General features: G+C 59.8%; 9 protein-coding genes. 1 reads left to right on the top strand and 8 read right to left on the bottom strand.

Annotated elements, in window-relative coordinates; genetic code table 11:
* Nucleotides 1–55 precede the first annotated feature (55 nt).
* The 6 genes from tsaA to rimO all read right to left on the bottom strand — a co-directional run bounded on the left by tsaA (nucleotide 56) and on the right by rimO (nucleotide 5241).
* Entirely contained in the window at nucleotides 56–757 is a 702-nt protein-coding gene (gene tsaA / locus ACRESJ_RS07755) for a tRNA (N6-threonylcarbamoyladenosine(37)-N6)-methyltransferase TrmO (RefSeq protein ID WP_431757379.1), read from the bottom strand.
* A gap of 186 nt (nucleotides 758–943) precedes the next feature.
* Nucleotides 944–1714 carry an SDR family oxidoreductase gene (locus ACRESJ_RS07750; protein WP_431757378.1) on the bottom strand — a complete coding sequence of 257 codons (771 nt, stop codon included), beginning with the start codon at nucleotides 1712–1714 and terminating at the stop codon, nucleotides 944–946.
* A gap of 158 nt (nucleotides 1715–1872) precedes the next feature.
* Nucleotides 1873–2340 carry a DUF1456 family protein gene (locus ACRESJ_RS07745; protein ID WP_431757377.1) on the bottom strand — a complete coding sequence of 156 codons (468 nt, stop codon included), beginning with the start codon at nucleotides 2338–2340 and terminating at the stop codon, nucleotides 1873–1875.
* Between the two features lie 75 nt (nucleotides 2341–2415).
* A complete protein-coding gene (locus ACRESJ_RS07740) occupies nucleotides 2416–3126 on the bottom strand; it encodes an rRNA pseudouridine synthase (RefSeq protein WP_431757376.1) in 711 nt (236 codons plus the stop codon).
* 192 nt (nucleotides 3127–3318) lie between these two features.
* A complete protein-coding gene (locus ACRESJ_RS07735) occupies nucleotides 3319–3792 on the bottom strand; it encodes a GNAT family N-acetyltransferase (RefSeq protein WP_431757375.1) in 474 nt (157 codons plus the stop codon).
* A 111-nt stretch (nucleotides 3793–3903) separates the two neighbouring features.
* Nucleotides 3904–5241, bottom strand: a complete 1338-nt coding sequence (gene rimO, locus ACRESJ_RS07730; protein ID WP_201196674.1) for a 30S ribosomal protein S12 methylthiotransferase RimO — start codon at nucleotides 5239–5241, stop codon at nucleotides 3904–3906.
* 288 nt (nucleotides 5242–5529) lie between these two features.
* Between rimO and ACRESJ_RS07725 the strand changes: the two genes are divergently transcribed.
* Nucleotides 5530–7431: a potassium transporter Kup gene (locus tag ACRESJ_RS07725; RefSeq protein ID WP_431757374.1), complete on the top strand. Its 1902-nt coding sequence runs from the start codon at nucleotides 5530–5532 to the stop codon at nucleotides 7429–7431.
* Nucleotides 7432–7797: 366 nt separating this feature from the next.
* Here ACRESJ_RS07725 and ACRESJ_RS07720 read toward each other — a convergent pair whose 3' ends face one another.
* Together ACRESJ_RS07720 and mprF are read right to left on the bottom strand one after the other, a co-directional pair.
* The gene (locus ACRESJ_RS07720) at nucleotides 7798–9096 is read right to left on the bottom strand and encodes a virulence factor family protein (RefSeq protein ID WP_431757373.1); all 1299 of its coding nucleotides are present in this window, start codon (nucleotides 9094–9096) and stop codon (nucleotides 7798–7800) included.
* A complete protein-coding gene (gene mprF, locus ACRESJ_RS07715; protein WP_431757372.1) occupies nucleotides 9096–11735 on the bottom strand; it encodes a bifunctional lysylphosphatidylglycerol flippase/synthetase MprF in 2640 nt (879 codons plus the stop codon). The genes ACRESJ_RS07720 and mprF overlap by 1 nt, the downstream gene beginning before the upstream one ends.
* Nucleotides 11736–12068: the final 333 nt, after the last annotated feature.

Genomic DNA, 12068 nt, shown 5'->3' with positions numbered 1-12068 from the left:
AATTTGGTGTTTCTGGCGATCTTCAAGATCAAAAGATCGCAGCCTGCGGCAGCTCCTACAGAGAGGATTTCTGAATGACTTCCAGCACACGAATCAGCTGCGGCGTTGGATAGTGCCAACGCACATCCACATCCCAGAATTGTGCGCCATATTCCCTTTCCGGGGCAGGCGTCTGGTAGGCCGGACGTGGGTCTTGTGCCAGGCATTGCTCGATCAACTCGACCAAGGGCTCTTCAAGACGCTGGGCGTGGCCATGGGCCTGTTGCAGCGCCGTGTCTGCCCAATCCACGGGGATCAGCTGTGGCGCGGCGCTGGCGATGCTATTGGAGGCCGCGTCGATGATGTCGGCATAGGGCACGTAGGGTTTGATATCGAGGATCGGCGTACCATCCAGCAGATCGATGCCGGATATCAACAGGCGATTGGCTTCGACCTTGTCCAGTTTGACCACCGACTGGCCGATGCCATTGGGGCGGTGAGTTGCGCGGGTAGCAAATACGCCCATGGATTTGTTGCCGCCCAGACGGGGAGGGCGGACTTTCAGTCTCGGCTTGTCCTCCAGAGCCTGGTGGAACAGGAACAGTAACCAGACATGGCTGACCTGCTCCAGGCCCTGCACCGCATCGCCCTGATCGAATGGCGCCACCAGTTCAAGCACGCCGCGCGCGGCCGGTGCCAGTTGCGGTTGGCGCGGGATGGCGAACTTCTCCTTGAAGCAGGAGCGCACGAAGCCGATGGGGGAAACGCTGTAGGTCATGAGTTGGCGATCGAGGGGCGAAAGAGGCGGGCATGATAACCCGATCGACCTTGATTCAAGGGTGTCTGTTACTCAGTCTTCGCGGGCAAGCCTCGCTCCTACAGGATTCTGCAGTGGACACAAGAGGTGTGTGCGCCACAAAACCTGTGGGAGCGAGGCTTGCCCGCGAAGGCTGCACCACAAACCTCAGAGACTGAACCCACCATCCAACGGAATAATATTCCCGGTCATATAGGCCCCGGCCGTACTCGCCAGGCTGATGGCCAGCGCCGCCATCTCTTCCTCGCGGCCCCAGCGTTTCATCGGGATTAGCGCCGTATCTTCAGCCATCGCCTGCTCATCATTGCCAATGTGTTGGGTCATTTTGCTGGGGAAACGCCCCGGTGCGATCACGTTGACGTTGATGTGCTGGCTGACCAGTTCCCTTGCAAGTATCCGCGACAACTGGTGCAAGGCCGCTTTACTTGGGCCATAGGCATAAGCCTGTTCGCCGAAGGATGAAATCCCGGCGACCGAGCCGATATTGATGATCCGTGCCGGATTGGCGGGCGAGCCGGCCTTGCGCAGCAGCGGCAAGAACTGCTGGATGCAATTGAATACCGACGTCACGTTGAGCTGCATGACCTTTTCCCACCCTTTGATCGGGTAGCTCTCCAGAGGTGCACCCCACGTGGTACCGGCGTTGTTAACCAGAATGTCGAGGTGGGCGATCTGCTCGCTCAGCCGAGTGGCCAATTGCTGCACGCCTTCTTCAGTGGCCAGATTAGCCGCTACCCCGTGGCAGCGCCCAAAAGCACCGAGTTCATCAGCCGTTTGCTGGCAGGCTTCGGCATCGCGGGCGCAAACGTACACTGTCGCGCCGGCCTCGACATAAGCCTTGGCGATCATTTTGCCAATGCCACGGGTACCGCCGGTCACCAGGGCGGTGCGGTCTTGAAGGGAAAAGTAGGGATGCATGGCGAATCCTGAAAACTTAAGGTCATTACACCCTAGTCGTCAGCCGCCTGAAGCGGAGCCACTATTTTTGCGAGGAATGGAGGGCCATTCGGCCCAGCTGCGAGTTTCAAGCGTCAAGCCGCAAGCTTTTTACTTGCGGCTCGTAGCTTGTAACTGGATTACGCTCTCACGCGCAGCGTGAGCCCCTTGAGGAAGTTACGCAGCAATTGGTCGCCACACGGGCGATAGTTGGTGTGGCCGAACTTGCGAAACAGCGCGCTCAGCTCAGGTTTGGACACCGGGAACTCGGCAGCCTTGAGGATTTCGTGCATGTCGTCTTCCTTGAGTTCAAAGGCCACGCGCAGTTTTTTCAGGATGATGTTGTTGGTCACCGGTACTTCGATCGGTTGCGGTGGACGGCTTTCGTCCTTGCCACGTTTGAAGACCACCAGGCCATCCAGGAAATGCGCCATGACCTCGTCCGGGCAACGGACGAAACCTTCTTCGTCCTCTTCTTTCTTGTCGAGGTAAGCCACCAAGTCTTGCAGGGCTACTTCCATGCCGCCGAGCTTGATGATCTCGATGACTTTTTTGTCGCTGATGTCGAGCATGTAGCGCACGCTGCGCAGTACGTCGTTATGAATCATGTGTGCAGTCCTGATATTCAGCTGTGGGCGACGCAATAACGCGCGGCGCCGAAATGTGTGGCGGCGAGAAAAGCCTTAGAACTTCTCTTTGCCGGACAGGTAGCGCCATTGCCCCAAGGGCACTTTGCCGATGGACACGCCGCCGATGCGGATGCGACGAATGCCCACGACCTTCAGGCCGACAGCCTGGCAGAACAGTGCAATCACGCCCGGTTGCGGGTTCTTCATCGCAAAGCGCAGGCGGTTTTCGTTCTGCCAGCTGGCTTTGACCGGCGGCAACTCCTTGCCCTTGTAGGTCAGGCCGTGCTGCAAACGATTAAGGCCGTGCTCGACCATGTCGCCTTCGACTTCGACTACGTACTCCTGCTCGATCTTGCTGGCATCGGCGGTGAGTTTGCGCAGGATCTTCCAGTCCTGGGTGAACACCAGCAGACCGCTGGCATTTGGCTGCAGGTCGGTGCTGGCGGTCAGGCGCAGGAAATGGCCACGCAGCGGACGTTTTCCGTAGCGGTGCTCTTCGCTCAGGGTTTCGGCGCTGAGGGTTGCGATGGCCGTGTCCGCATCCATACCGGCGGGCACGTTGAGCAGAAGGGTAACTGGCTCCGGCGCGGTGGCCTTGGCGTCCTTGTCGAGTTCGACTTTCTGGTCGCCGACCTTGAACTGCGGCTCGTCGATGACTTCTCCGTCGACGGTGACCCAGCCGCCTTCGATGAACAACTCGGCTTCCCGGCGGGAGCAGCCGACGAGTTCAATGAGGCGTTTGGAGAGACGAATCGGGTCAGTCATTGTCAGGGCCGTAGCAAAAAAGGGGGTGGGCATTGTACCTGCAACGTGCCGGTTATTCCCGACTCCATTTCGTCGCAGGGCCTCTATGTGGGAGCGGGCTTGTTCGCGAAGGCGGCGGGTCAATCAATAAATCTGTGAATGACACACCCTTTTTCGCGAGCAAGCCCGCTCCCACAATGAGTCCGCATGGTGTCAGGCCTTGCGTGTCAATTGTTGGGGCTGGCGAAAACGCATGTGCAATAACGGATAAGGTTGCCCCATGCCATCGACTTCCGAGCGCCCGATCACCTCGAATCCTTGCTTGAAGTAAAACCCCAGTGCCTGGGGATTCTGTTCGTTGACGTCCAGTTCATCCGCGTTGAGGTTTTCCCGGGCATAGCGCAGCAATTGCTTGCCCAGGCCCTGGCCGCGATGTTCCGGGTCGATAAAGAGCATCTCGATCTTGCCGGCTGCGACTCCGGCGAACCCGGTGATGCGCTGGCGCGAGTCCTTGGTGCAGATCAGCATCACCGCATCGAGGTAACGGGTCAGTACCAGATTCTTTAGCAGGTCAATGTAACTGTCCGGCAAAAAGTCGTGGGTGGCGCGCACCGAGGCCTCCCAGACCTGGGTCAACTCTTCGTAGTCGCTATGTTTCGGCGTGTGGATGACCGAATGCTGCCGCATGCCTGTCTGCCCTTTGTGCGTGGGTGATGTGAATCCGTTCAATCTCAAACGATAGCCGTAAAAAAGCCCCGCATCTCGTCACGAGAGCGGGGCTTTTCATATTTTTTGCGTTTAGATCTGTTCAGCCCACAGGTCGTATTCGTCGGCGTCGGTCACTTTGCACCAGACCTTGTCGCCCGGCTTCAAGTTGCTGCCGTTGTCGATGAACACGTTGCCGTCGATTTCCGGTGCATCGAAGAAGCAGCGGCCGACCGCGCCTTGCTCGTCGACTTCATCGACCAGCACTTCGATTTCACGGCCGATGCGCATTTGCAGGCGTGCCGAGCTGATTTCCTGCTGGTGCGCCATGAAGCGCTCCCAACGGTCCTGCTTGACTTCGTCCGGAACGATTTCCAGGTCCAGATCGTTGGCCGGAGCACCGTCTACCGGCGAGTACTGGAAGCAGCCGACGCGGTCGAGTTGGGCTTCGGTCAGCCAGTCCAGCAGGTACTGGAAGTCTTCTTCGGTTTCGCCGGGGAAGCCGACGATGAAGGTCGAACGGATGATCAGGTCCGGGCAGATCTCGCGCCAGTTCTTGATCCGCGCCAGGGTCTTGTCTTCGAACGCAGGGCGCTTCATCGACTTCAACACTTTCGGGCTGGCGTGCTGGAACGGGATGTCCAGGTACGGCAGGATTTTGCCGGCCGCCATCAGCGGGATCAGTTCGTCAACGTGCGGGTATGGATATACATAGTGCAGACGAACCCACACGCCGAGGGTGCTCAAGGCTTCGCAGAGTTCGGTCATGCGGGTTTTCACCGGGGCACCGTTCCAGAAACCGGTACGGTACTTCACGTCGACGCCGTAGGCGCTGGTGTCTTGGGAAATCACCAGCAGCTCTTTGACGCCGGACTTGACCAGGCGCTGTGCTTCGTCGAGGACATCGCCCACAGGGCGGCTGACCAGTTTGCCTCGCATCGACGGGATGATGCAGAAGCTGCAGCTGTGGTTGCAGCCTTCGGAAATCTTCAGGTACGCGTAGTGGCGCGGGGTCAGCTTGATGCCTTGTGGTGGCACCAGGTCGATCAGCGGGTTGTGGTCCTGGCGCGGCGGCACAACTTCGTGCACAGCGTTGACCACTTGCTCGTACTGCTGCGGACCGGTCACGGCCAGCACGCTTGGGTGCACGTCGCGGATGTTGCCTTCTTCGACGCCCATGCAGCCGGTCACGATGACCTTGCCGTTTTCCTTGATGGCTTCGCCGATCACTTCCAAAGATTCGGCCTTGGCCGAATCGATGAAGCCGCAAGTGTTGACCACCACGACATCTGCATCCTGATAAGTGGACACGACGTCATAGCCTTCCATGCGCAGCTGGGTAAGGATGCGCTCGGAGTCGACCAGTGCTTTCGGGCAACCCAGGGATACGAAGCCAACTTTCGGATTGGCCGGCGCAGGTGTGGTGGACATGTCTAACCTCGGTATTTGTGACGCCTCCAGCCGATAAGGGCAAGGCGACAAACGGGCGCTTTTTGCGCCTCTGATCAAAAAGTGCGCAATTCTAGCGATGCAACGTTCACTTGACCAGCTTTATGCAGGGAAATACGACGAGTGCTGCGCTATGCTTCGCGCCGTTGGGCTTCACCGATTTTTTACAGTCAATGAAACGTCTGTAACAACAAGTAAAACAGCGCATGCTGCACGTCAAAGTATAGGGCTTCTCGCGAAGCGGTCCGGTCTGGGTAGTAGGGGTGGTGGATGGGTCAGGCAAGTAGTCACGCGGCGGGTGTCGGGCATTCGGCGGCGAATCCGATCGGCATGCTGGTGGCGGCGGTCGGGGTGGTTTATGGCGACATCGGCACCAGCCCGTTGTACACCCTCAAAGAAGTGTTTTCCGGTGGCTATGGCGTGCCGGTCAACCATGACGGTGTCTTGGGCATTCTGGCGCTGATCTTCTGGTCGCTGATCTGGGTCGTGTCGATCAAATACATGATGTTCGTGCTGCGCGCCGATAACCAGGGCGAAGGCGGGATCATGGCCTTGACCGCGCTGGCCCGGCGAGCGGCGGCGGGGCACGCCAAGCTGCGCACCCTGCTGGTGGTCTGCGGATTGATCGGTGCGGCCTTGTTTTATGGCGACAGCATGATCACCCCGGCGATTTCCGTACTGTCAGCCATTGAGGGCCTGGGGCTGGCATTCGAAGGCATCGACCATTGGGTGGTGCCGCTGTCGCTGATAGTGCTGGTCGGGCTGTTTCTGATTCAGCGTCATGGCACCGCGCGCATCGGTATCCTGTTCGGGCCGATCATGGTGACCTGGTTCGTGGTGCTCGGAGCGCTGGGTGTCTACGGCATCCTGCAACATCCGGAAGTGTTGAAAGCGGTGAATCCGGTGTGGGGCGTTCGTTTCTTCATCGTGCACCCAGGCATGGGCGTGGCGATCCTTGGCGCGGTGGTGCTGGCGTTGACCGGTGCCGAAGCACTTTACGCCGACATGGGCCACTTCGGCCGCAAGCCGATTGCCCGGGCCTGGTTCATCCTGGTGCTTCCGGCGCTGGTGTTGAACTATTTCGGTCAGGGTGCGCTGCTGCTGGGTGACCCGGAAGCCGCGCGCAACCCGTTCTATCTGCTGGCGCCGAACTGGGCGTTGATTCCGCTGGTAGCGCTGTCGACCATGGCCACGGTGATTGCCTCCCAAGCAGTGATTTCCGGGGCGTTCTCCCTGACCCGTCAGGCGATTCAGCTTGGTTACATTCCACGCATGCACATCCAGCACACCTCCAGCGCCGAGCAGGGCCAGATCTACATCGGCGCGGTGAACTGGTCGTTGATGGTCGGTGTGGTGCTGCTCGTACTGGGTTTCGAATCTTCAAACGCTCTGGCCTCGGCTTACGGGGTGGCAGTGACCGGGACCATGCTGATGACCAGCATCCTGGTGTCGGCGGTGATGTTGCTGCTGTGGAAGTGGCCACCGGTGCTCGCGGTGCCGGTCTGTCTCGGGTTTCTGCTGGTAGACGGTGTGTACTTCGCCGCCAACGTGCCGAAAATCGTTCAGGGTGGTGCTTTCCCGGTGATCGCCGGTCTCGCGCTGTTTGTGCTGATGACTACCTGGAAACGCGGCAAGCAGTTATTGGTGGACCGTATCGATGAAGGCGGGCTGCCGCTGGACATTTTCATCAGCAGTATTGCCGTGCAGCCGCCGCATCGAGTGCAGGGGACCGCAGTGTTCCTCACCGCCCGGCCGGACGCCGTGCCCCATGCGCTGTTGCACAACCTTTTGCATAACCAGGTATTGCACGAGCAAGTGGTGCTGCTGACAGTGGTTTATGAGGATATTCCGCGGGTGCCGACAAACCGACGCTTCGAGGTCGAAGCCTACGGCGAAGGGTTCTTCCGGGTGATTCTGCATTTCGGCTTCACCGACGAACCGGACGTACCGCAGGCGTTGAAGCTATGCCATCTCGCTGAGCTGGAATTCAGCCCAATGCGCACCACGTACTTCCTCAGCCGCGAAACAGTCATCGCCTCCAAACTGGTCGGCATGTCCCGCTGGCGCGAGGCGCTGTTCGCCTTCATGTTGCAGAACGCCAACGGTAACTTGCGGTTCTTCAATCTGCCGTTGAACCGGGTGATTGAGCTGGGGACACAGGTGGAGATGTAAGGCCTCAACAAAAAAAGCCCCCGTTGCCGGTTCGGTAGCGGGGGCTTTTTTGTGCCTGAAACGAAATACGCCATCCTCTGTAGGAGCGAGCTTGCTCCGGGCGGCGTTCCGACGATGGTCGTTAACGATAACGCGGGCTATTTGAATGTTCGCATTGCCTGGAAGTTTCTCGCGAGCAAGCTCGCTCCTACAGGCACTACTTGCGAGATGCGATATTCAGCGCAATACCGAAGCTAGCAAGGCTGTTAGCCATGATGCTGTGCGGGCGCGGTACGCTAGGAAGGGCTAGAGAACTGTGGGCGTCATTCACAAAAAAGCCCCCGTAACCCAAAGGTTAAGGGGGCTTTTTCACGCAAGGGATTTAGATCACTCCTGAGCCGCCGTCTCCTGCGCCTGCCGCTTCTCGATCACTTCCACCAAGCGTTGCGCCAGTTTCGGATAGTTCTCATCGAAGTGGTGGCCGCCAGGCAGTTTGATCACTTCGCCCACGGCGGTCTTGTCGGTGCAACCGCTTTCGTCGACTTCTTCTTCACCGAAGATGCACACCACTTTTGCTGGCGGCAACTTGGCCATTTCCGGGCCGGTGGCGGCTTCTTTGCCGGCGTTGCCGAGCCAGCCTTCGACTTCAATTTCGAAGCTGCCGGTGCGGGCGAAGGCTAGCAGGATGATGGCGTCGACGCGGTTCTGCTCCGATTCGGCCAGGCGGTTGTAGATCGCCGGCAGTACGTCGGCACCGAATGAGTAGCCGGTCAGGATGAAGCGTTTGGTACCCCATTTTTGCCGGTAGTGCTGCATCAGTTCTGCCAGGTCCAGTGCGCTTTGCTCTGGGCTTTTGTGCTGCCAGTAGTAGCGCAGGGTGTCGATGCCGACCACTGGATAGCCGATCTTGGCCATTTCGCCTGCTACATCGCGGTCCAGGTCACGCCAGCCGCCATCGCCGGAGAGGAACAGGGTGACGGTGTCCTTGGCCTGGCCGGCCGGCACTTCAACCACCGGAATCTGCAGTCCGCCCGCAGCTTTGTCGCCGCCGACGAGGATCTTGCGCAGTTCGTTGTTCAGCACTTGCGGCAGGTTGATGTCGTAGTCGCTGATGCTGGTTTCGGCGTTGGGTTGATCGCGCACGAAGCCGGCACTGGTGTCATCCGGGTTGTCGTTCCAGGCAGCCAGCCAGTGGCCATGGGCCGCGCTTTTGGGCAGCAGGTGAGTGCAACCACCGGGTTTTTCCAGGGCCAGGTCCACCGAAACGGCCTGGGCCTTGTCGCTCTTTTGCTCAGACAGCCAGCGCCAGGCCAGCACGGCGCCAGGGCCGATGCCGCTGACCAGTGTGGCCGGGCCTTTCAATTCGCGCAGGCCCGCTTGCAGAGCGCGGCTTTGCAGCAGGCAGTCCTTGGGCAGGATCACCTGGACGATTTGCGCCGACGCGCTGCGGCTCAGGGTGGTCAGTTGTTTGTCATTGAGTTTCTGGTCGTCGTTGACCGCCACCAGTACCTGTGCCTTCGGCGTAGTACCGGGGATGACGCGGGTCATGGCAGCGCCATCGGCCGGTGTGAGCTGTACGAGGGTCGGTTCCGGTGCCGGACGTTTGAGATACCAGAAACCGCCACCGACAATCACGGCCAGCACAATCAGCACGGCCAGGATGTACTTCAGGGAGCGTTGAATCATCAGCGTTTCACCAATCCAGTCAAGCCGCCCGCGATCAGGGCAGCAGTATCGGCCAGGGCAACCAGCGGATCGAGTCCGGCGGGCACGGCCATATAGCGGGGTTCCCAGTCAGGCTGGAACTTGTCTTTGAAGCGGCGCAAGCCTTGGAAGTTGTAGAGCTGCTCACCACGGCGGAAAACCATCGAGCCCAGGCGCTGGGTCAGCGGTGCTCCGCGACGGGGTTGCAATCCCGACAACGGCACCATGCCCAGGCTGAAGCGCGCGTATCCATGTTTTTTATAATGTTGAATCAGGCCGACCATCATGAACTCCATGGTCAGCTTGGGGGCGTCCGGGTGCGCGCGCATCAGGTCGAGACTGGCCAGGTCATGGCCGTAGGTCTCGAGCAAGTTGGCGAACGCCACCGGACGTCCTTCGAAACGGATCACCGCGATGCGGAAATACTTGAGGTAGTCATCACTGAAACGACCCAGGGAGAAACCTTTCTCGCGCACGTTCTTGCCCGTCAGCCAGGCATCGGAAATCACCTTCAGCTCATCCATCGGCGCCTGGCCCGGCTCGAAGATCTCCAGCGACAGGCCGTCGCGCGTGCCACGGTTCCAGGTGTAGCGCAGGTCCTTCATCTCCTTGCCCTTGGCTTCAAGATCAAAGCGCTTGAGATCCACCCGGGCTTCTTCGCCGAGCTTGATCGCAGTCAGGCCTATGTCCATGTAGTACGGCAGGTTCTCCGCGCGCACTTGATAGAACACTGGGCGGGCGTGGTGAACGTCGCACAGGTCACGGAACTGCCAGATCATTTCGGCTCGTTGCTGGCCCGGGCCAATCGGGTCATACAGTGCCACCAGGCTGCGCCCACGGCGAGCGTACATCAGGAACGCCTCGTCGTTGGGGTGAAACAGCAGCGCCTTGTCACCGGTCAGGGCGAGGCCGCCATCCGGTTGCGCGGAGGCCATGAGGATCTTGTTCGCGCGCTCCAGTTCGTCGGGTGTTGGCAGGTGGATCACCGGGCGCGCGGTGCGCAGCAGCCAGGTCAGGGACACCACGACCAGCAGCACGGCGGCACCCAGCAGCGAGCGCAATCCACGTGGGGCGTCGGCGTCGAGGGTGAACTGCCACCAGAGTTGATGGCTGTACGGAACATCCTGATAGGCGAACAGCAGCAGCCACATCGAGGCGCCGAGCACGCAGAGGCTGGCGACCAGATACAGCGGAGAGAATGGCAGTTCGGTCAGACGGCTGGGGCGATAGAACGAAGTCCGGAAAACCCCCAGCAAAGCGGCAGTCAGCGTCATCAGGCAGGCTTCTTCCCAGTCGAAACCCTTCAGCAGGGAGAGCAGGGCACCGACCAGCAACAGAATGGTGGTTAGCATCCATGCTGCCGACAGCCGGCGACGCAGGCCTTGGGCGAGTAGCAGGCACAGTACGCCAATCAGGCTGGCGCCAAAGTGCGAGGCGTCGACCAGTCGATGGGGGATCAGAAAACCGATGTGTTCCAGGCGGGTGTCGATTTCCGGTGTTGCCCCGGAAAACAACAGCACCACCCCGGACAGGAACACCAGCACCGCGAGGATCGGTGCTGCCAGGCCGGAAGCTGCTCGCAGGGTCTGCCGGGCCTGGAATACTCGCTGCCCTTCGCTGATCAACAGCAGCAGGCAAGCCACCAGCATCGGCAGCACAACGTATATCAGGCGATAGAGCAACAGGGCAGCAGCCAGGGGCGCGGCGCCGAGCTGGTCGGAGAAGGCCGCCAGCAAGATGGCTTCGAACACCCCGACGCCGCCCGGTACGTGACTGAGCACACCAGCGGCCAGGGCCAGAAGATAGACCAGGAGAAACGCGCCGAAGGGCGGGGCTTCCGGAAGTAACAGATAAAGCACGGTCGCGGCGGCGGCCACGTCCAGGGCGGTGATGATCAGTTGCAGAAACGTCAGGCGGCGTCCAGGCAGACGCAAGGTGCGGCGCCCGATCTTGACCATCAGGTTATCGGCGTAAGGTTGTTCCGGCAGGCGTCGGCGGTATAGGCCGACGGCCAGCACCGTAAACAGCAGCAGCACGGCACCAGCGATTGCGCCCAGCAGGGTTTCGGAGAGCCCCAGTGCCGAAGAGGCCGCTGGCAGGTTGCTGAGCGTTGCCAGTGCGGCGAGCGGCGGCAGGGCAGTACCGAGCGAGAGGCTGGCGAACAGTGTCATGCGTGCGACATCTGAGGCCCCCAGGCCGTGACGCGCATAGAGACGGTAGCGAACCGATCCGCCCGACAGCATTGATAGGCCGATGGCATTGCCGATGGCGAAGGCGGTGAAACCACCTAGCGCAAGGGTACGCGGCGCCAGGCTTACACCCGCGTAGCGACTGGCCGACCATTCGTATCCCAGCAAAATGATGAAACCTGCGATGGTCGCGCCCAGTGCACCGAGCAGTGCCGGTTTGGGAACCTCAAGAATCGAGTCGTGCAAAGCGTCCAGATCCAGCTCACTCAGCAGGTGGCGACAGGCAATCAATGCGATCGTGAACAACAGCAGCGTGACCGCGAGGCCTATGGGCTGACGGTATTTGCTGACACGATCAAGCAGGCGCAACCGCTCGGCATTGATCGGTGTCGCTGTGACGGTGTCTTGTGGATCAGACGAGTTGGCGCGCATCAATCACCTCTTGGATTGTGCGCGACAGGATGGGGGTATCCAGCCAAGTTACCAATCCCTGTAGAAAAAAATAATCACAAATATTAACGCCTCGCACCGGGTTCCGGTGACGACGCGTCATCAGTCGTAGAGTCTTCAGTCTGCGATTGAGCATAGTCTGAACTCGGCGATGGGAAACCCTGAATCGCTCGTTACACAGTGACAGGTCATTGTTGCGAAAGGACTTTTTCAACAGATACAAAAAAGGCCACTCTTTCGAGTAGCCTTTTTTGATGTTTGGTTGCGGGAGCCGGATTTGAACCGACGACCTTCGGGTTATGAGCCCGACGAGCT

It is taken from the genome of Pseudomonas sp. (genome assembly GCF_050739655.1).
Classification (GTDB): domain Bacteria; phylum Pseudomonadota; class Gammaproteobacteria; order Pseudomonadales; family Pseudomonadaceae; genus Aquipseudomonas.
The sequence above is the reverse complement of the archived record's forward strand: the minus strand, read 5'-3'. Positions and strand labels throughout refer to the sequence as shown.

Excerpts from the sequence above, each read along its gene's own strand:
- ACRESJ_RS07745 (WP_431757377.1), bottom strand. The coding sequence starts at position 2,340 with ATGATTCATAACGACGTACTGCGCAGCGTGCGCTACATGCTCGACATC.
- ACRESJ_RS07740 (WP_431757376.1), bottom strand. The coding sequence starts at position 3,126 with ATGACTGACCCGATTCGTCTCTCCAAACGCCTCATTGAACTCGTCGGC.
- ACRESJ_RS07750 (WP_431757378.1), bottom strand. The coding sequence starts at position 1,714 with ATGCATCCCTACTTTTCCCTTCAAGACCGCACCGCCCTGGTGACCGGC.
- mprF (WP_431757372.1), bottom strand. The coding sequence starts at position 11,735 with ATGCGCGCCAACTCGTCTGATCCACAAGACACCGTCACAGCGACACCG.
- tsaA (WP_431757379.1), bottom strand. The coding sequence starts at position 757 with ATGACCTACAGCGTTTCCCCCATCGGCTTCGTGCGCTCCTGCTTCAAG.
- ACRESJ_RS07725 (WP_431757374.1), top strand. The coding sequence starts at position 5,530 with ATGGGTCAGGCAAGTAGTCACGCGGCGGGTGTCGGGCATTCGGCGGCG.
- rimO (WP_201196674.1), bottom strand. The coding sequence starts at position 5,241 with ATGTCCACCACACCTGCGCCGGCCAATCCGAAAGTTGGCTTCGTATCC.
- ACRESJ_RS07720 (WP_431757373.1), bottom strand. The coding sequence starts at position 9,096 with ATGATTCAACGCTCCCTGAAGTACATCCTGGCCGTGCTGATTGTGCTG.
- ACRESJ_RS07735 (WP_431757375.1), bottom strand. The coding sequence starts at position 3,792 with ATGCGGCAGCATTCGGTCATCCACACGCCGAAACATAGCGACTACGAA.